The 18273-nt window shown below is 67.0% G+C and carries 17 protein-coding genes; 10 read left to right on the forward strand and 7 right to left on the reverse strand.

Going from position 1 to position 18273, the window contains the following annotated elements; genetic code table 11:
* The first annotated feature begins 6 nt into the window (after positions 1–6).
* The 3 genes from G3O00_RS18225 to G3O00_RS18235 all read left to right on the forward strand — a co-directional run bounded on the left by G3O00_RS18225 (position 7) and on the right by G3O00_RS18235 (position 3908).
* Positions 7–1776, forward strand: a complete 1770-nt coding sequence (locus G3O00_RS18225) for an adenine deaminase C-terminal domain-containing protein (protein WP_241025211.1) — start codon at positions 7–9, stop codon at positions 1774–1776.
* 182 nt (positions 1777–1958) lie between these two features.
* Positions 1959–2669: a DUF6198 family protein gene (locus G3O00_RS18230; RefSeq protein ID WP_206143847.1), complete on the forward strand. Its 711-nt coding sequence runs from the start codon at positions 1959–1961 to the stop codon at positions 2667–2669.
* 156 nt (positions 2670–2825) lie between these two features.
* Positions 2826–3908, forward strand: a complete 1083-nt coding sequence (locus tag G3O00_RS18235; RefSeq protein ID WP_206143848.1) for a porin — start codon at positions 2826–2828, stop codon at positions 3906–3908.
* A 91-nt stretch (positions 3909–3999) separates the two neighbouring features.
* Here G3O00_RS18235 and G3O00_RS18240 read toward each other — a convergent pair whose 3' ends face one another.
* The 6 genes from G3O00_RS18240 to G3O00_RS18265 all read right to left on the reverse strand — a co-directional run bounded on the left by G3O00_RS18240 (position 4000) and on the right by G3O00_RS18265 (position 8318).
* A complete protein-coding gene (locus G3O00_RS18240; protein WP_011355071.1) occupies positions 4000–4248 on the reverse strand; it encodes a hypothetical protein in 249 nt (82 codons plus the stop codon).
* 98 nt (positions 4249–4346) lie between these two features.
* Positions 4347–4874 (reverse strand): transferase hexapeptide repeat family protein, encoded by a 528-nt coding sequence (locus tag G3O00_RS18245; RefSeq protein ID WP_174970049.1) that lies wholly within the window; start codon positions 4872–4874, stop codon positions 4347–4349.
* Positions 4875–4877: 3 nt separating this feature from the next.
* Positions 4878–5822, reverse strand: a complete 945-nt coding sequence (locus G3O00_RS18250; RefSeq protein WP_206143849.1) for an FAD-binding protein — start codon at positions 5820–5822, stop codon at positions 4878–4880.
* Positions 5823–5838: 16 nt separating this feature from the next.
* On the reverse strand, positions 5839–6588 hold the full coding sequence (locus tag G3O00_RS18255) for an electron transfer flavoprotein subunit beta/FixA family protein (RefSeq protein ID WP_206143850.1): 750 nt from the start codon (positions 6586–6588) through the stop codon (positions 5839–5841).
* Between the two features lie 38 nt (positions 6589–6626).
* On the reverse strand, positions 6627–7415 hold the full coding sequence (locus G3O00_RS18260; protein WP_089427384.1) for an SDR family NAD(P)-dependent oxidoreductase: 789 nt from the start codon (positions 7413–7415) through the stop codon (positions 6627–6629).
* Between the two features lie 66 nt (positions 7416–7481).
* The gene (locus G3O00_RS18265) at positions 7482–8318 is read right to left on the reverse strand and encodes an alpha/beta hydrolase (protein WP_206143851.1); all 837 of its coding nucleotides are present in this window, start codon (positions 8316–8318) and stop codon (positions 7482–7484) included.
* A gap of 137 nt (positions 8319–8455) precedes the next feature.
* Between G3O00_RS18265 and G3O00_RS18270 the strand changes: the two genes are divergently transcribed.
* The 6 genes from G3O00_RS18270 to dmpG all read left to right on the forward strand — a co-directional run bounded on the left by G3O00_RS18270 (position 8456) and on the right by dmpG (position 15244).
* Positions 8456–9235: an SDR family oxidoreductase gene (locus G3O00_RS18270; RefSeq protein WP_174929453.1), complete on the forward strand. Its 780-nt coding sequence runs from the start codon at positions 8456–8458 to the stop codon at positions 9233–9235.
* Positions 9236–9392: 157 nt separating this feature from the next.
* Positions 9393–10958: a DUF1302 family protein gene (locus G3O00_RS18275; RefSeq protein ID WP_206143852.1), complete on the forward strand. Its 1566-nt coding sequence runs from the start codon at positions 9393–9395 to the stop codon at positions 10956–10958.
* A gap of 40 nt (positions 10959–10998) precedes the next feature.
* Positions 10999–12381 (forward strand): DUF1329 domain-containing protein, encoded by a 1383-nt coding sequence (locus G3O00_RS18280; protein ID WP_174929455.1) that lies wholly within the window; start codon positions 10999–11001, stop codon positions 12379–12381.
* A gap of 119 nt (positions 12382–12500) precedes the next feature.
* The gene (gene dmpE / locus G3O00_RS18285; protein WP_206143853.1) at positions 12501–13283 is read left to right on the forward strand and encodes a 2-oxopent-4-enoate hydratase; all 783 of its coding nucleotides are present in this window, start codon (positions 12501–12503) and stop codon (positions 13281–13283) included.
* Positions 13284–13296: 13 nt separating this feature from the next.
* Positions 13297–14196: an acetaldehyde dehydrogenase (acetylating) gene (locus tag G3O00_RS18290; protein ID WP_174940845.1), complete on the forward strand. Its 900-nt coding sequence runs from the start codon at positions 13297–13299 to the stop codon at positions 14194–14196.
* A 16-nt stretch (positions 14197–14212) separates the two neighbouring features.
* The gene (gene dmpG / locus G3O00_RS18295) at positions 14213–15244 is read left to right on the forward strand and encodes a 4-hydroxy-2-oxovalerate aldolase (protein WP_059240447.1); all 1032 of its coding nucleotides are present in this window, start codon (positions 14213–14215) and stop codon (positions 15242–15244) included.
* Between the two features lie 99 nt (positions 15245–15343).
* Here the strand turns inward: dmpG and G3O00_RS18300 are convergent, their stop codons facing one another.
* Positions 15344–16792: a DUF1254 domain-containing protein gene (locus tag G3O00_RS18300; protein WP_206143854.1), complete on the reverse strand. Its 1449-nt coding sequence runs from the start codon at positions 16790–16792 to the stop codon at positions 15344–15346.
* Between the two features lie 283 nt (positions 16793–17075).
* Here G3O00_RS18300 and G3O00_RS18305 point away from each other — a divergent pair.
* Positions 17076–18273, forward strand: a 1198-nt coding sequence (locus G3O00_RS18305; RefSeq protein ID WP_206143856.1) for an MFS transporter, incomplete at its 3' end; no start/stop codon positions are given.

The raw sequence follows: 18273 nt of genomic DNA on the forward strand, positions 1-18273 counted from the left end.
CAAGTCATGTACCAAGCAGTCAGCGAGAGAACGGCCGGCACCTCCGGACAACGCGACCAGGTTGCGACGCACTACGACCAGGTGCGCGCGATTTTCGACATTCTCAACGGGAAGAAGGAAGCCGATCTCCTGCTGAAGAACCTGAACATCCTCGACGTGCATAGCGAGACGGTCTACCAGGGCTCGATCCTCGTGTACGACAAGCGCATCGTTGCACTGAACCCCGACGAAACCGCGATCCGGGTGCGCGAGGTGTTCGACGGCGAAGGGCTCTACGCGATTCCCGGCCTGATCGACGCGCATATTCACTTCGACGCGCAACTCGCGCATCCGGCGGCGTTCGCCGAGGCGATCGTGCCGTGCGGCACGACGACGATCTTCTCCGAGTGCCTCGATTTCGTCAGCGCGGCCGGCGCCGAGGCCGTGCCGGCCACCGAGCAGCTGTTCCGCGATCACGACCGCCTGCCGTATCGCGTGTTCGCGTTCGCGCCCGGCAAGAAGACGTCGGTTGAAGTGACCGATGCGCTGCTGAAGATGGACCCGGTGATCGGCCTCGGCGAACTCGCGCACCTGACCTACAGCGTCGGCAACGACGACGACTTCCGCAAATCGGCGCTGGGTCGCGCGAAAGGCGGCTTCATGAACACGCACTGGGGCGTGACGGCGCTGTCGGACATGATGCTGAACTACATGCCGGCAATCGGCGCGTTCGCGAACCACGACGTGTGGAAGGAGGACGACATCGAGAAAAGCGTGCGCTACGGGCTGCAGACGCAGATCAAGTTCGGCGTCGGCAGCCCCGAGGTGATCAAGATCATGCTGCGCGCGATCGTCAAGCGGAAATGGCCGTCCGAGAACTTCCAGCTGTGCGCCGACAACATCTCGGTGGACCGCCTGATGACCAAGGGCCACATGGACTGGATCGTGTCGCTGTGCGCGGAGATGGGCATCGATCCGATCCAGGCGATCAAGATGGCGACGCTCTACACGGCGCGCGCGTTCCGGATGGACAACCGCTTCGGGTCGCTGACCCCGGGCCGCTTCGCCGACATCGTGCTGACCGACAGCCTGTCGACGATCAACCCGCGCTACGTGTTCAAGGACGGCGAACTGGTCGCCCGCGACCGCAAGCTGCTGAAGCAGGCCGACGTCGACTATTCGCACATGGTGAAGCAGCCCGTGCCCGGCCTCGGCGACCTGACGCCTGCGCAACTGGATCTCGTGCCGCTGGAAGTCTCCGAAGACGGTACGCAGGCGAAGGTCTACCTGTTCGACGTGTACGGCCGCGGCCACGAAAAATTCTTCCAGGAAGTGTGGGTGCCGTTGCGCGACGGCAAGGTCGTGCCGGAAGTGGCCGGCGTCGCGCTCAACCGCATCTCGGTCGTGCAGCGCTACGCAAACGGCAAGCGGCACGTGGTCAACGGGCTGTTCAAGGGCGTGTCGATCGAGCGCGGCGCGGTGGCGACGTTCTGGCCGGCGCCGAAGGCGTACTTCGTCGCGGTCGGCAACGACAGCGCGGAGATGTGCCATTGCCTGCGACAGGTCGATTCGTACGTGGGCGGTTGCGTCGTCACCGACGACCGCGCCGTGAAGGCCGTGCTGCCGCTCGACATCTACGGCGTGATGGCGAACATGAGCCTGTCGGACCTGCTCGGCGCGACCCGTTCGATCGACAGCGCGCTGGCAGCCCTCGGCAACCGCAACGAGGGCGAACCGGTGGTGAACAAGCTGCTGACGCTGTTCATCTCGCTCGACCGCTTCGGCTTCATGGCCTGACGCCGGCCCACCGGAGGAGACGACCGGCGGGCGCCTGCGGGCCCCGCCGGCTATGGGAATCGCGGATGGCACCGGCACCCTCGCCCGGATACCTTCGTGCATTCCCCACGACAGCGCATCGCGCCGCCGCCCACCCGGCGCCCCGACACGCGCGGCAACACGAAGACAACCAAGGGACCACCATGGCGCACCATGCAAGGGAAGCGGAAGTCATCGATACCGGCAGCCTCACCCGGCGCTGGATCACCTATGTCGTCGGCATCTATATCCTCACGCTCGGCATCAGCTTCGCGATCCGTGCCGGCATCGGCATCTCGCCGCAAAGCAGCCTGACCCGGACGATGACGCTCGTCTACCGGCCGCTGAGCCAGGGCACGTACAACTTCATGCTCGAGCTGTTCATGCTGTTCCTGACCTTTCTCGTGCTGCGCAAGGATTTCCGGCTGAAGCACCTCGCGTCGCTGATCCCCGCGTTCGTGCTGGCCAGCTGCCTCGACCTGAACCTGATGCTGACGCGCTCGATCGGCTTCCAGGACTACCTGCCGAAGCTGGGCCTGCTCGCGTTCGCGGATGCGCTGCTCGCGTTCGGCCTGTTCCTGATGATCCGCGCGAACCTGGTGCTGATGCCGATCGACATGTTCGTCAACGCGATCTTCGAGCGCACCGGCTGGCGCTGGGGCGACATCAAGACGAGTTTCGACTGCACGCTGCTGCTCGTCAGCGCGGCGATCGGCCTGGCGTTTCTCGGCAAGCCCGAGTTCATCCGCGAAGGCACGTTCATGAACGCGATCCTCGTCGGCCAGTACATCAAGCTCTATTTCTTCCTGTTCAGGAAGGCCAGGGGCGTGACCGCATCGCTGCAGCGGCGATCGCTGGAGCACCGCCCCAACTAGCGCCCGCTTTTCCAGCAACCGGTGTCGCGGCGCAACCGCGGGCACCGGTTCAAGCGCGGAGTCCGCGCCTCCCCTTGCACGGCATGGCGACGCCTCGTTCGCGGCGTCCGCCTGCGCGCGCCATCAGAAAACACGAAGGAGCGAAGAGAACCCATCATGCCGATGAACCGCATTTGCCTCGCCACGCTGAACCGGATCTTCCGCATTGCCGCCCCCGTCGCCGCGCTGACGATCGGCGCTCACGCCCACGCGCAATCGACGGTGCAGCTGTACGGCATCGTCGACGCGTGGGCCGGCTACCAGCGCGTGCCCGGCAACCCGGGCGCCGCGCAACTGGGCGGCGGCGGGCTGTCGACGTCGTTCTGGGGCTTCGGCGGCCAGGAGGATCTCGGCGGCGGCTACAAGGCCGTGTTCGCGATCGAAGGCTTCTTCCGCCCGCAGAACGGCCGGTTCGGCTCGTTCGACGGCGACCCGACCTTTTCCCGCAACGCCTACGTCGGGATCGCCTCGCCGTATGGCGCGCTCGCGCTCGGGCGGCAGAGCAGCCTGCTCTACCTGCAATCGGCGAAATTCAATCCGTTCTACGCGTCGTTCACGTTTTCGCCGACGATCGTGCAGCTTTACTCCAGCCTCGGCACCTACCCGGGCTTCCCGACCGACCAGGGGATACCGGGCGGCACGTCGTGGAGCAATGCGATCCAGTATTCGACGCCGGATCTCGGCGGATTGAGCGGCGCGGCCATGTACGCGCCCGGCAACGAGGCGGGCGAGAACGGCGCGAAGAAATTCGCGGCGCAGGCCCAGTTCACGCGCGGCGCGCTCGCGCTCGGAGCCGTCTACCAGTACCTGAACTTCAGCGCTGCGCCCGGCGATCTCGGCAAGCTGCTGAAGGGCTTCAGGAGCCAGACGACCGCGCAGCTCGGCGCGTCGTACGACCTGCGCATCGTGAAGCTGTTCGGCGAATACACGTATGTCGCCAATACGCTCGCCGGCGGCAATTTTCACGTGAACCTGCTGCAGGGCGGCGTGACGATTCCCGTCGGCATCGGCCGGATCCTCGCGTCGTATGCGTATTCGCGCGACAACAGCGCGCTCGACCAGGCACGCAGCACCGCATCGATCAGCTACGACTATCCGCTGTCGAAGCGCACCGATGTCTATGCGGGGTACCTGTACGACCACGTGTCGAACCTGTCGACCGGTTGCACCTACGGCGCGGGGATCCGGACGCGGTTCTGACGGCTCCGGTTGCACGGCCTGCCGGCGCCACTTGGATGATCGTTGTCACGGATTGACATCGATCGGTTTCGCGTGAAAGTAGCGCCAGCCGTCAACCCGGCTTCTTCGTGGCCTGCATGACGGAAATCCAGCCCACCACCGCCGCGGCGACCCAGCAGCAGGCGATCATCAGGTCGAGATCCATCCAGCCTTCGAAATTCGTGCTGTTTTCGAAAACGCAGCGCTGATGGCCCCTGACCCACACGCAGCCACTGATGAACTGCTGGATGTGCATATAAACGCTGTAGACGGCAAAAGCCGACGCAATGACTGTGAGCCGCAAACGGACGTTCTTTTTCATGTGACGCAGATGCCGGTGGGAAAGCCTGTGCCGATCTTACGGCAACCGCAACCTGCCCGGCAATCCGTCGCATCCTGGGTCGCCCGGATGCCCGCGGCTCACCCGTCGATTCGCCGGATCGTCCTCAGGCAGTCCGCCGCCAGCTGCTGATAGATCCGCGTGCCGTTCGCCTTCGCGTCGATCTCCGCGTCGCTCAGCCGCCGCACGACGCGCCCCGGCATGCCCGCGAGCAACACGCCGCGCGGCACGTCGTAGCCGGCCTTCACGAACGCGCACGCGGCGACGATCGTCGTTGCGCCGATCGTCGCGCCGTCCATCACGACCGCGTTCATCCCGATCATCGTGTCGGGTTCGAGCGTCGCGCCGTGCACGATCGCGCCGTGGCCGATGTGGCTGTTGACGCCGAGCCGGCACGTCTCGCCGATCCCGACGTGCAGCACGCAGCCGTCCTGCACGTTGCTGCCGTCTTCGACGACGATCGCGCCGAAGTCGCCGCGCAGGCTCGCATGCGGGCCGATGTAGCAGCGCGCGCCGATCGTCACGTCGCCGATCACGACCGCGCTCGGATCGACATACGCGGACGGATCGACGCGCGGCCGCATCCCGTTGAATTCGAACAGCGGCATCGGTCAGAGCGCCGCAGCCGCTTCCGGCACGAGCGTGAACAGGTCGCCGACCACACCGTAGTCGGCCACGCTGAAGATCGGCGCCTCCGGATCCTTGTTGATCGCGACGATCACCTTCGAATCCTTCATGCCGGCCAGGTGCTGGATCGCCCCCGAGATGCCGACCGCGATGTACAGCTGCGGTGCGACGATCTTGCCGGTCTGGCCGACCTGGTAGTCGTTCGGCACGTAGCCGGCATCGACTGCCGCGCGCGACGCGCCGAGTGCCGCCTGAAGCTTGTCGGCCAGCGGCTCCAGTACCTTCGTGTAGTTCTCGCCGCTGCCCAGACCGCGGCCGCCCGACACGATGATGTTCGCGCTGGTGAGTTCCGGGCGGTCCAGCTTCGTCACTTCGCGGCTTACGAACTGCGATTTGCCGGTATCGGCCGCCGCTTCGATTTTCTCGACCGATGCGCTGCCGCCTTCCGCTGCGACCGGATCGAAACCCGTCGCGCGCACCGTGATGACCTTGACCGGATCGCTCGACTGCACCGTCGCGATCGCGTTGCCCGCGTAAATCGGACGCTCGAACGTATCGGCCGATACCACGGCCGTGATCTCGGAGATCTGTGCGACATCCAGCTTCGCGGCGATACGCGGCGCGATGTTCTTGCCGTAGGCCGTGGCCGGCACGACGATGTGCGAGTAGCCGAGCGCAACGTTCATCACCGTCGCTTCGACATTCTCGGCCAGACCGTCAGCCAGCTGCGGCGCATCGGCCAGCAGCACCTTCGACACACCCGAGATCTTCGCTGCCGCATCGGCGGCAGCCTGTGCGTCGTGTCCCGCGACGAGCACATGAATGTCGCCACCGCCAGCGGCATTGAGCGCCTGTGCGGCAGCCACGGCGTTCAGCGTCGCCGCCCTGATCGACGCATTGCCGTGTTCCGCAATCACCAGAATCGTCATTTCCTTGCGTTCCCTGTTACAGCACCTTGGCTTCGGTCTTCATCTTCGCGACCAGCGTCTGCACGTCCGGTACCTTCACGCCGGCCGCGCGCTTCGGCGGCTCGTTCACCTTGAGCACCTTCAGGCGCGGCGTCACGTCCACGCCGAGGTCGCCGGGCTTCACGACTTCCAGCGGCTTCTTCTTCGCCTTCATGATGTTCGGCAGCGTCACGTAACGCGGCTCGTTCAGGCGCAGATCCGTGGTGATGACGGCGGGCAGTTGAAGCGACAGCGTTTCCGCCCCGCCGTCGACTTCACGCGCGACCGTCGCACGGCCGTCGGCCACCACCACCTTCGATGCGAACGTCGCCTGCGGCAAACCCGCCAGCGCAGCCAGCATCTGCCCGGTCTGGTTCGAATCGTCGTCGATCGCCTGCTTGCCGAGGATCACCAGTTGCGGCTGCTCCTTGTCGACCAGCGCCTTCAGCACCTTCGCGACACCGAGCGGCTCGACGCTGTCGGTCGCTTCGACGAGGATCGCGCGATCCGCGCCGATCGCGAGCGCCGTGCGCAGCGTCTCCTGCGCCTGCACGACGCCGACCGACACGGCGACCACTTCAGTCACGAAGCCGGCCTCCTTCAACCGCACGGCTTCCTCCACCGCGATCTCGTCGAACGGGTTCATCGACATCTTCACGTTCGCGATGTCGACGCCCGTCCGGTCGGATTTCACGCCGACCTTCACGTTCGCGTCGACCACGCGTTTCACTGCCACGAGCACTTTCAACTGCCTGTCTCCTGTTCCGTTACGTGCGCCGCGCCGCGTCAGCGCGCGGTAAACCCGCCGTCGATCACGAGCTCCGCACCCGTCACGTAACGGCCTGCCGGCGACACGAGATACAGGATGCCGGCCGCGATATCGCGCGGGCTGCCGATCTTCGCCATCGGCACGTTGGTCTGCATGTACTCGAATGCACGATCGGGGTCCTGCCCCATCTGGCGGAATGCGTCCTCGAGCATCGGCGTGCGGATATAACCGGGATGCACCGAGTTCGCGCGGATGTTCTTCGCCGCGTACAGCATCGCGTCGACCTTCGCCATCATCCGTACCGCGGCCTTCGACGCGTGATACGCGGGCACGTCCGGCCCGCCGACGATCCCGTACATCGACGACAGGTTCACGATCGAACCGCCGCCGGCCGCGTCGATATGCGGAATCGCGGCACGCGTGCACAGGAACACGCCGTTGACGTTCACGTCCTGCACACGTTGCCATTGCGCGAGCGTGAGCTCGTGCGTCGGCACGTTGTGGCCTTCGATGCCCGCGTTGTTCACGAGCACGTCGAGGCGCCCGAAGCGCGCGACGATCTCGCCGAACACGCGCGCCACGTCGGCCTCGTGCGTGACGTCGAGCGACCAGAACGCGGCCTGGCCGCCCTGCGCGCGGATTTCCTCGACCAGCGCTTCCGCCGGTTGCGACAGCACGTCGAGAATCGCGACGCTCGCGCCGGCGGCAGCCAGCGTGCGTGCGGTCTCCGCACCGATGCCGCGCGCGCCGCCGGTGATCGCGGCCACCTTGCCGCGCAGGTCGAACAGGTCTTCGATGAGCTTCATGTTGTCTCCATGTATGGGTTCAGACGGGCGGCCCGCATCGAGGCCGGCCGTCAAGGGCATCCGGCGTTATCGCGTATTCCGCGTCGCAAGAAAATCGAGGCATTCCCGATTGAAATAGTCGGCGTGTTCCACCATCACCCAGTGGCCGCACCGGTTCATCAGCACGAAACGCGCATCGCGGCAGCGTTCGAGGAACTTCAGCGCGCCGCCGACCGGATTGAAGCGGTCATCCGTGCCCCAGAAACCGAGCACCGGCGTACGCAGGTCGCCGAGCGCGTCGGTCAGGTTCGGCACGCTCATCGTCGCAAGCACTTCGGTCGGCTGTTCGACGCACACCTTCATCCGCTCCGCGACGAGCGCGTCGGTGACGATCGCCGGGTCGTGCACGAGCAGCGTCAGCAGTTCGCGCATCGTGTCGTCATTCATCTGGCGATTGGTGAACAGCTTCACCATCCGCTGGATGCCTTCCATCCGGAAATAGGTATCGCGATCCTCGACGCCGCCCGGCGCCATCATGATCAGCCCGTCGACTTCGTCCGGATAGTCGAGCGCGTACTTGAGCGCAATCGCGCCGCCGAGCGAGTTGCCGAGCAGCACCGCCGGCCCGATGCCGAGCGCGTTCAGCTGTGCATGCAGCGCGCCGACGAAGAAATCGAGCGTATAGGCGACGTCGGACGGCTTCGACGACTGCCCGTAACCGGGCAGGTCGACGACGATCGCGCGATAGCCGGCCGCCGCGAACGCGGGCACGTTGTGCTTGAAGTTGCTGAAACCGCTGGCGCCCGGGCCGCTGCCGTGGATGAACACCACGGGCCGGCCTTCGCCCGCCTCGTAGTGGTGCAGGCGCAGGCCGCCCGGCACGTCGGTGAAGATGCCGGCCGGCGGCGTCGTGGGGATCGTCATCGCGGGTTGTCTCCTTCGTCGTTCGATGGATGTCTGCCACGATGATTGCGCCGCCGGCGCCGGCCGGCATCATCCTTTCAGACTACGAAGCCGCGCGCGCTTCTTCCTATCATCGGCCCACCGAAACGGAGGCAACGATGAACGGATTCGACTACAGCGGCAAGACGGTACTCGTGACGGGCGGCACCAAGGGCATCGGGCGGCGTATCGCCGAACGGTTTCTCGCGGCGGGGGCGCGCGTGTTCGTCTGCGGACGCAGCGCGCCCGACACGCCGCCGTCGGCCGGTGGCCGCACGGCGACGTTCGTCGCGGCCGACCTGCGCGACATCGAACAGGTCGACGCGATGCTCGCGACGATCCGCGATGCGGCGGGCGGCCTCGACGTGCTCGTCAACAACGCGGGCGGCTCGCCGTTCGCGCTCGCGGCCGATGCGTCGCCGCGCTTCACCGAATCGATCGTGCGGCTGAACCTGATCGCGCCGCTGCAGCTCGCGCAGCGCGTGAACGCGATCATGCAGCCGCAGCCCGACGGCGGCGTGATGCTGTTCATCGCGAGCGTCAGCGCGTCGCGCCCTTCTCCCGGCACGGCCGCGTACGGCGCCGCGAAAGCGGGCCTCATCAACGCGGTCACGTCGCTCGCGGTCGAGTGGGCGCCACGCGTGCGCGTGTGCGCGATCAGCCCGAGCCTCGTGCAGACGGAATCGGCCACCGAAGGCCACTACGGCGACGGCGATGCGCTCGACGCGATCCGCGCGACGATTCCCGCCGGACGGCTCGCGACCCCCGACGACGTCGCGTCCGCGTGCCTGTTCCTCGCCTCGCCGGAAGCGTCGTACACGTCGGGCGCGAACCTGCGGCTCGACGGCGGCGGCGAGCGGCCCGCGTTCCTGTCGGCCGCGCAGGCGGCCGCACGTTGATGCACGCATTGCCGATCGTCCGGCGCGAATTGTTCGCCAGTCCTAGGGAAGTCATCTAGTTCATTTTGACGATTCCCTGCTACCGCGATCTCCCTACTCTGCCTCTCACGACAACACACACAGTCGACCGTCGTCGATACCCCCAAGAGGAGACACCATGCATCAACGGATTTCGCGCCGTACCGACAAGCGGGCAACCGCCACGCTGTCGACGCTGGCCGCCGCGCTGCTGACGTGCGCCGTGCCCAGCGCACACGCAGGCAGCACGATCGACCTGGGCGCCGACACGACGCTGGACTACACGTTCACGCTCAGCTACGGCCTCGGCATGCGCACCCGCGCACCGAGCGGCAATCTCCTCACGCCGGCGAACATCAACGGCGACGACGGCGACCGCAACTTCGCGAAGAACAAGCTGATCGAGAACCAGGTCAGCCTGCTCGGCGAAGTGAACCTGAAGCACGACGACTGGGGTGTGTTCGTGCGCGCCGACACGTTCTACGACCAGGCGTATCACCGTCCGAACTACAACGATGCGCCGGGCACCGTGAACCAGTCGGGGCAGTACAACAACTTCACGAGCGATGCGCGCTACTGGTCGGGCGGCCACACGACGCTGCTCGCCGCGTATGTGTACAACACCTTCAAGATCGGTTCGACGAGCCTGAACGTGAAGGTCGGCGACCAGGTCGTCGCGTGGGGCGAAAGCCTGTTCTTCCCGAACATCGCGGGCGCACAGGGGCCGTCCGACGCGACCAAGTCGTACATGGCCGGCGCCGAGGTGAAGGACATCCTGCTGCCGGTGCCGCAGATCTCGACGCAGTGGCAGATCACGCCGAACTTCAGCCTGCTCGGCTACTACCAGTTCTCGTACCAGCAGAACCGGCTGACCGCGCCCGGCACGTACTGGAGCTATTCCGACGTCACGGGCCCCGGCGCGCAGTACATCATCGGCCCGGGCGGGATGATCATTCCGCGCGGCCCGGACGACAAGCCGAGCGCCCGCAACCAGTGGGGGATCGGCGCGCGCTTCCGCGTCCTCGGCGACACCGAGCTCGGCCTGTATCACCTGCACTACAACGACATGAACCCGAGCGTCGTCACGACCTACTTCCCGACGCTCCAGTACCAGCAGACCTACTTCAGCAACATCAAGCTGACCGGCGCGAGCTTCTCGACGCAGGTCGGCCCTGTGAACGTCGCCGGCGAAGTGTCGTACCGGCAAGGCGCGGCCGTGCTCGTCAACACGCCGACGGGCCCGCAGTCGACCCGCGCGAACGTGCTGCAGACGAACCTGTCGGGCATCTACTCGATCGGGCCGAGCTTCCTCGCGAATTCGCAGTCGCTGATCGGCGAACTCACGTACGTGCATGCGGGCAGCATCTCGGAGCTCGACGGCTCGACCACGCTCGCGAATTCGCGCAATGCGCTCGCGATGGAGATCGCGTGGACGCTCAGCTACAAGAACGTGTTCAACGGCTGGGATCTCGACGTGCCGCTGACCTACACGCACGACCTGACCGGCACGTCGCCGCTCGCCGGCGCGCTCGGCTCGCTGACGGGCCAGGGCGACCACCGCGTGACGGCCGGCGTGACGTTCACGCGCCTGAGCAACCTGCAACTGTCGCTCGTCTACGCGAAGTTCCTCGGCTCGCCGAACCCGGTCACACGCCCGCTCGCGGATCGAGACTACGTGCTGGCCACGGCGACCTACCACTTCTGAGCGGCCCGGCCGCTCGTCATTTAGCACTATGAGGACCGATATGAAACGCATTCATCTCCCCCTCCTGCGCGCGTCGGTGATGGCCGCGTGCGCGGTCGTCGCGACGGCGTCGTTCCCGAAGGTCACGCCGGACGACCTGAAGGCGCTCGACGGCCCGCTGACGCCGATGGGCGCGGTGCGCGCCGCCAGCAAGGACAGCGGCGTGCCCGAGTGGTCGGGCAAGTGGCTCGGCACGCCGCCGGACGTGCAGTACAAGCGCGGCAGCCGCTACCCCGATCCGTTCGCGAGCGACAAGCCGGTCGCGACGATCACCGCGGAAAACATGGCGCAGTACGCCGAGCACCTGACCGACGGCCAGAAGGCGATGTTCAAGCGCTACCCGGCCTCGTTCAAGATCAACGTCTACCCGAGCCATCGCGACTTCCGCTACGCGGATTCGGTCTACAAGGACATCCGCGCGTACTCGCCGGATTCGACGATGACGGCCGATGCGAACGGCCTCACGAACGCGCCGCCGACGGTGCCTTACCCGATCCCGAAAACCGCTGCCGAGCTGCTGTGGAACCAGCGCTTCTCGTCGGCGATCGGCGCCGAGCAGGCGACCTACGACCAGGCGGTCGTGTACTCGGACGGCAACATCGCGTGGGGCAAGGTGCGCTACGACATCTACTCGCCGCGCAACTCCGGCAAGTTCGACGTGAAAAGCGACCTGAACAACCGCACGTACTACCGCAACGCGACGGAGCTGCCGCTGTCCGACCGCGGCTCGCTGATCGTCGGCTTCACGAACTGGGACAAGGCCGGCGCGGACAACTCGTCGCGCACGTGGATGTACAACCCCGGCACGCGGCGCGTGCGCCAGGCGCCCGAGTATGGCTATGACCAGCCGCAAGGCCCGGGCGGCTTCCGCACCGTCGACGACGACCGCCTGTACAACGGCCCCGGCGACCGCTACGACTGGAAGATCGTCGGCAAGCGTGAGATCTACGTGCCGTACGACAACTACAAGGCGATGGACAGCTCGGTGAAGTACGCGGACCTGCTGACCAAGGGCCACGAGAACCCGTCGTACATCCGCTACGAGCTGCATCGCGTGTGGGTGCTGCAGGCGACGCTGAAGAGCAACTACCGTCACCAGTATGCGAAGCGCGTGCTGTACATCGACGAGGATTCGTGGATGACGCTGCTCGCCGACAACTACGACGCGCGCGGCCAGCTGTGGCGCACCAACGTCGCGACGACGCTGTACGCGTACGACGCGAAGGTGTTCTACCCGGGCGTCGTGTTCTATCACGACCTGATCTCCGGCGCGTACATGGCCGACCGCCTGACGAACGAAGGCCCGATGCCGAAGCTCGACAACAGCCCGCAGTTCAACGAGGCGTACTTCTCGCCGGACGCGATCCGCAGTTCGGGTAACTAAGCAACCTGTCGTCGCGGCACGGCCGCGACCCACGCGCCGGAGCCTCCGCTCCGGCGCCCGACGCCGCCCGCGACGGCGGCCTTTTCCATTCGATTCATTCGAGACTCGAGGGCCCTTTCATGTCTTCCCGCCTGCATACGACGCTCGGCGACGAACTGTACGCCGCGTGGCACGCGCGTGCGCCGGTCGCGCCGCTGTCGAGCCGCCCCCGCCGCCTGTCGCTCGACGATGCCTACCGCATCCAGCAGCGTTTCATCGAACGCCGCGTCGAACACGGTGAGGCGGTGGTCGGCAAGAAGATCGGCGTGACGAGCCAGGCCGTGCAGGACATGCTGAACGTGCGCCAGCCCGATTTCGGCATCCTGCTGTCCGGCATGCACTACGCGGCCGGCGAAGCGATCGCCGCCGATTCGCTGATCGCGCCGCGCGCGGAGGGTGAAATTGCCTTCATCCTCGCGCGCGACCTGCGCGGCCCCGGCGTCGACCGCACCGACGTGATCGCCGCGACGGCCGCCGTCGCGCCCTGCTTCGAGATCGTCGACTCGCGCATCCGCGACTGGGCGATCCGCATCGAGGACACCGTCGCCGACAACGCGTCGTGTGGCGTGTACGTGCTCGGCGACGCGCGCGTCGATCCGCGCACGCTCGATCTCGCCGCGTGCGAGATGACGATCGAGAAAAACGGCGAGCCCGTCGCGCAAGGGCGCGGCGACGCGGCGCTCGGCCACCCTGCCGACGCAGTCGCGTGGCTCGCGAACACGCTCGCCGCGTACGACGTGCCGCTGCTCGCCGGCGAGATCGTGCTGTCCGGCTCGCTCGCGAAACTGATTCCGGTCACGGCCGGCGACGCGCTGTCGATGCACATCTCCGGCATCGGCAGTTGCGACGTCCGCTTTATCTAAAGGAAGAACCCAGATGAAGAAAATCAAATGCGCACTGATCGGGCCCGGCAACATCGGCACCGACCTGCTCTACAAGCTGCGCCGCTCGACGGTGCTCGAACCCGTGTGGATGGTCGGCGTCGATCCGGCATCCGACGGCCTCGCGCGGGCCCGCGAGTTCGGCCTGAAGACCACCGACAAGGGCGTCGACGGGCTGCTGCCGCACGTCGTCGCCGACGATATCCGCATCGCGTTCGACGCGACCTCGGCCTACGTGCACCGCGACAACTCCGACAAGCTCACCGCGCTCGGCGTGAAGATGATCGACCTGACGCCCGCCGCGATCGGGCCGTACTGCGTGCCGCCGGTGAACCTCGATGCGCACCTCGACAGCGCGCAGACGAACGTGAACATGGTGACCTGCGGCGGCCAGGCGACGATCCCGATGGTGTATGCGGTCTCGCGCGTGCAGCCGGTTGCGTACGGCGAGATCGTCGCGACCGTGTCGTCGCGCTCGGTCGGCCCCGGCACGCGCAAGAACATCGACGAATTCACGCGCACGACGTCCGGCGCGATCGAACAGGTCGGCGGCGCGCGCAAGGGCAAGGCGATCATCGTGATCAACCCGGCCGAGCCGCCACTGATCATGCGCGACACGATCCATTGCCTGACCGACGGGCCGCCCGACGTCGACGCGATCACCGCGTCCGTGCATGCGATGGTCAAGGAAGTGCAGCGCTACGTGCCCGGCTACACGCTGAAGAACGGCCCGGTGTTCGACGGCAATCGTGTGTCGGTCTTCATGGAAGTCGAAGGGCTCGGCGACTATCTGCCGAAGTACGCGGGCAACCTCGACATCATGACCGCCGCCGCGGCCGCCACGGCCGAGCGTTTCGCCGAACAGATGCTGGCCGCGACGGCCGCTACCGCTTGAGTTGAGGAGCCACGCAATGTCACTTGCAGGCAAGAAGATCACCGTCCACGACATGTCGCTGCGCGACGGGATGCACCCGAAGCGCCACCAGATCACGCTCGACCAGATGCGCAACATCGCGCGCGGGCTCGACGCGGCCGGCGTGCCGCTGATCGAGGTCACGCACGGCGACGGGCTCGGCGGCGCATCGGTCAACTACGGGTTCCCCGCGCATACCGACGAGGCGTACCTGAGCGCCGTGATTCCGGAGCTGAAGCAGGCGAAGGTGTCGGCGCTGCTGCTGCCGGGCATCGGCACCGTCGAGCACCTGCGCATGGCGCACGAACTCGGCGTCGGCACGATCCGGGTCGCGACGCACTGCACCGAGGCCGACGTGTCGGAGCAGCACATCGGCCTCGCACGCACGCTCGGGCTCGATACGGTCGGCTTCCTGATGATGGCGCACATGTCGTCGCCGGAGCAGCTCGTCGTGCAGGCGAAGCTGATGGAATCGTACGGCGCGAACTGCATCTACATCACCGATTCGGCCGGCCACATGCTGCCCGACGACGTGACCGCGCGCATCAGCCAGGTGCGCGACGCGCTGAAGCCGGAGACGGAACTCGGCTTCCACGGCCACCACAACCTCGCGATGGGCGTCGCGAATTCGGTCGCAGCGGTGGCCGCCGGCGCGAACCGGATCGACGCGGCCGCGGCCGGCCTCGGCGCCGGTGCGGGCAACACGCCGATGGAAGTGTTCGTCGCGGTGTGCGACCGGATGGGGATCGAAACAGGCGTCGACGTGTTCGCGATCTCGGACGTCGCCGAGGATCTCGTCGTGCCGATCATGGACGCGCCGATCCGCCTCGACCGCGACGCGCTGACGCTCGGCTATGCGGGCGTCTACTCGTCGTTCCTGCTGTTCGCGAAGCGCGCGGAAGCGAAGTACGGGATTCCCGCGCGCGACATCCTCGTCGAGCTGGGCCGGCAACGGCTCGTCGGCGGGCAGGAAGACATGATCGAAGATGCGGCACTGACGATGGTGCGGGCGCGGGAGGTGGCGGCGTAATCGACGTACTCGAAGCGGTATCGGGTTGCATCGCCCGATACCGCGTCGATCATGTGGAACGGGGCGCGATGCGCCCCGTTTCTTTTCTGAGTGCGCCGGTTATTGCACCGGCTCCGCCGACGGCATCGCGAACGTCCCTTGCAGCACGCTGCCGGTCGGTTCGTAGGCACGCGCGAACAGCGTGAACGGCCGGCCGTCGGCCGGCGTCGGCAGCCAGTTCGCCGCCGACGCGCCATCGGGGCGCGCCGCCTGCAGCACGATGTCGATACTGCCGTCCGGATTGACTGTCAGGCCGCGCGTGCGGCTGCTGATCTGGTAGCGGCCGATCGGATTGGCATTCAGGAACTGGCCATCCGGGTCGACCGCATACAGCGACACCGACCAGAATGCGTTCGACGGAATCCCGCCCGGCGGCAGGCGCAACCGATAGCGGCGGCTGCCGAGCAACGGCTGCGCGTGCGCGTCGCGGAACGTGATCCAGTAATTGGCTTCGTCGCGGCTCACGCCGAGAATCCCCATCCCCATCGCCAGGGCGAGCGCACGCAACGGGTAGTCGCGCTGTTCGGTCGTGCCGAGCTTCGAACCCGGCGGGTTGTAGTTGATCCAGCCGTGCGATCCTGCCGCGGCGAGGTAGGTCTTCACGAACTGCTGCTCGAGCGCCGGATAGGCCTCCTTCCACGCCGCGCGGACATCGTCCGGCAGTCGATCCCACGCACATTCGGCACCGCAGATGCCGATGCGGCGATACCGTTCGACCAGCGCGCGGTCGTGCGCGGGCGGCGGATCGAGCGCGAGCATCTGGTTCGCGATCGCGACGAAGTTCTGCGCATCGTCGTCGCGCGGCTGAATGCGTGACGGGCCATGCGTGCTCACGTCCGCGGCGGCACTTTCGGGCGTGATGCGGAACCCGTCCTGCACGGCATTGGCGGCCGCGAGATCGGCCGGCCCGTCAACCGCGACACGCAGGTTGACGTACACGTCGTTGGCCGGCGCACGAACCAGCCGCACGCCATCCGGAACGGCCCCCTTCCAGCCGGGCCCGACCAGCAGGTAATGCTGCGGCGCGGTGCCTGTCGTGCGGTGCCCCGCATAGAAAAACGTGTTCGAGTAGAAATCGATCAGCGTCAGGACCGTATAGCGCCCGGCTGTGTCGGGCGTATCGATCGTGACCGGGCCGCGCGCGAGATCGATCCAGGCGGTCGAATACAACGCGTCGACGATCGGCGAATTGGCCCACCGGTCGTCGGGCGTGGCGATCTCGCGCGCGTGTGCGAACCGGTTCAACGTCGTGCTGGTACGCGCGCCGGTCGTTTCCAGCGCCGTCCAGCGGTACTGCGACAGCTTGAACAGCGGAAACGCGTAGTCGTAGGCTTCGCGGATCAGCGCGCCGGTTGCCGGCTCGTCCGCGCGCGCGGCCGGCGCGGACAGCATGGCCGACAACGCGAGCGCGGCGGCACAAACGATGCGCCTGGCCAGTGGACGACGGGGGAAAGGCGCGTAGCCGGAGAACGGGGCCGAACCTGGCGGCTTGCGGGCGGACAGTGTCATGCGGATCCTCTGTCGATGGTGACGGGGGCGGGAGTGGCGCATACGCGCCGTGACAGACCCTATCGCCCGTGTATCGGCGCCGAATCGTCCGATCGGATGAACGACTGCCCGGCATGAACCGTGCGCATCACCCCGCCCGGCTTACCTGATGCAGCGCCTGCTGACACCACGCTGTCAGCAGCCACGGCGCAGCATGAATCGAACGACGTTCAAGGAGCGACCTATCGTGCCGAATTCGGGTCATCTCACACCGGCCGCCTGCGCCACCACCGAACGGCGCGGGATGACGCTGCTGACCCTGTGCCTCGCGGTGCTCGTCGCTCAGGTCGACACGGCCGTCGTCAATCTCGCGACGCGTGCGATCGGCGACTATTTCCACGCGGGCGTGGGCGCATTGCAATGGGTCGTCGACAGTTACAACCTCACTTACGCGGTGCTGCTGCTGACTGGCGGGCTGCTTGCCGACCTGCACGGCCGGCGCCGCCTCTTCATCGCGGGTACGGCCCTCTTCACCGTCGCGTCGCTGCTGTGCGCGCTCGCACCATCGGTATCGGTGTTGATCGCCGCCCGCGCGCTGGCCGGTGTCGGCGCGGCGCTGCTGCTGCCGGCGTCGCTCGCGATCGTGCGCGTGGTGTGGCGCGACCCGGTCGAGCGTGGCCGCGCGCTCGGCATCTGGGCCGCGTGCAACGGCGTGGCGATGGCGATCGGCCCGACGCTCGGCGGCGTGCTGATCCGGCACTTCGGCTGGCGCAGCATCTTCTTCGTCGTCGTACCGCTGAGCGTCGCCGCGATGCTGCTCGCGATCCCGGCGGTGCCCGAGTCGTCCGATCCGCGCGGCCGGCACGTCGACGTCGGTGCGCAAGTCACGGGCGCGCTCGCGCTCAGCGCGCTGGCCTATGCGGCGATCGTGTTCCGCGATTCACCGGCTGCGTGCGCGCTCGCGGGCGGCGTCGCGATCGCTTCGCTCGTGGCATTCGTCGCGATCGAACGGCGTCACGGCGCGGCCGCGCTCGTGCCGCTCGAACTCTTCCGGATCGGCGCGTTTCGCGGCGCGATCGCCGCGACCACCGGCATGACGTTCGGGATGTACGGCGTGCTGTTCCTGCTGCCGCTCTTCTGGCAAGGCGCCGGCCGCCTCGATTCGACCGGCGCGGGCCTCGCGCTGCTGCCGATGGCGCTCGTGTTCGTTTTCGTCTCGCCGTGGTCGGGGCCGTTGTCCGAGCGCATCGGCGCGCGTGCGGCCACAGCCGGCGGTGTCGCCCTGATCGCGAGCGGGCTCGCGACGATCGGCACGTCAGCCGGTTCGTCGAGCCTGCTCGGCGCCGAACTCGGGCTCGCGTTGACGGGGCTCGGCATGGGGATCGCGACGGGCCCGTTGATGACCGTCGCGGTCGGCGCAGTCGACGCCGCGCGGTCGGGCACCGCGAGCGCGCTCGTCAATGTCGCGCGCATGACCGGCGCAACGCTCGGCATCGCCGTGC

Origin of the sequence: Burkholderia sp. Ac-20384 (assembly GCF_017104605.1) — a bacterium.
GTDB classification, from domain to species: Bacteria; Pseudomonadota; Gammaproteobacteria; order Burkholderiales; family Burkholderiaceae; genus Burkholderia; species Burkholderia lata.

Excerpts from the sequence above, each read along its gene's own strand:
- G3O00_RS18225 (WP_241025211.1), top strand. The coding sequence starts at position 7 with ATGTACCAAGCAGTCAGCGAGAGAACGGCCGGCACCTCCGGACAACGC.
- G3O00_RS18230 (WP_206143847.1), top strand. The coding sequence starts at position 1,959 with ATGGCGCACCATGCAAGGGAAGCGGAAGTCATCGATACCGGCAGCCTC.
- G3O00_RS18235 (WP_206143848.1), top strand. The coding sequence starts at position 2,826 with ATGCCGATGAACCGCATTTGCCTCGCCACGCTGAACCGGATCTTCCGC.
- G3O00_RS18240 (WP_011355071.1), bottom strand. The coding sequence starts at position 4,248 with ATGAAAAAGAACGTCCGTTTGCGGCTCACAGTCATTGCGTCGGCTTTT.
- G3O00_RS18245 (WP_174970049.1), bottom strand. The coding sequence starts at position 4,874 with ATGCCGCTGTTCGAATTCAACGGGATGCGGCCGCGCGTCGATCCGTCC.
- G3O00_RS18250 (WP_206143849.1), bottom strand. The coding sequence starts at position 5,822 with ATGACGATTCTGGTGATTGCGGAACACGGCAATGCGTCGATCAGGGCG.
- G3O00_RS18260 (WP_089427384.1), bottom strand. The coding sequence starts at position 7,415 with ATGAAGCTCATCGAAGACCTGTTCGACCTGCGCGGCAAGGTGGCCGCG.
- G3O00_RS18265 (WP_206143851.1), bottom strand. The coding sequence starts at position 8,318 with ATGACGATCCCCACGACGCCGCCGGCCGGCATCTTCACCGACGTGCCG.
- G3O00_RS18270 (WP_174929453.1), top strand. The coding sequence starts at position 8,456 with ATGAACGGATTCGACTACAGCGGCAAGACGGTACTCGTGACGGGCGGC.
- G3O00_RS18275 (WP_206143852.1), top strand. The coding sequence starts at position 9,393 with ATGCATCAACGGATTTCGCGCCGTACCGACAAGCGGGCAACCGCCACG.
- G3O00_RS18280 (WP_174929455.1), top strand. The coding sequence starts at position 10,999 with ATGAAACGCATTCATCTCCCCCTCCTGCGCGCGTCGGTGATGGCCGCG.
- dmpE (WP_206143853.1), top strand. The coding sequence starts at position 12,501 with ATGTCTTCCCGCCTGCATACGACGCTCGGCGACGAACTGTACGCCGCG.
- G3O00_RS18290 (WP_174940845.1), top strand. The coding sequence starts at position 13,297 with ATGAAGAAAATCAAATGCGCACTGATCGGGCCCGGCAACATCGGCACC.
- dmpG (WP_059240447.1), top strand. The coding sequence starts at position 14,213 with ATGTCACTTGCAGGCAAGAAGATCACCGTCCACGACATGTCGCTGCGC.
- G3O00_RS18300 (WP_206143854.1), bottom strand. The coding sequence starts at position 16,792 with ATGACACTGTCCGCCCGCAAGCCGCCAGGTTCGGCCCCGTTCTCCGGC.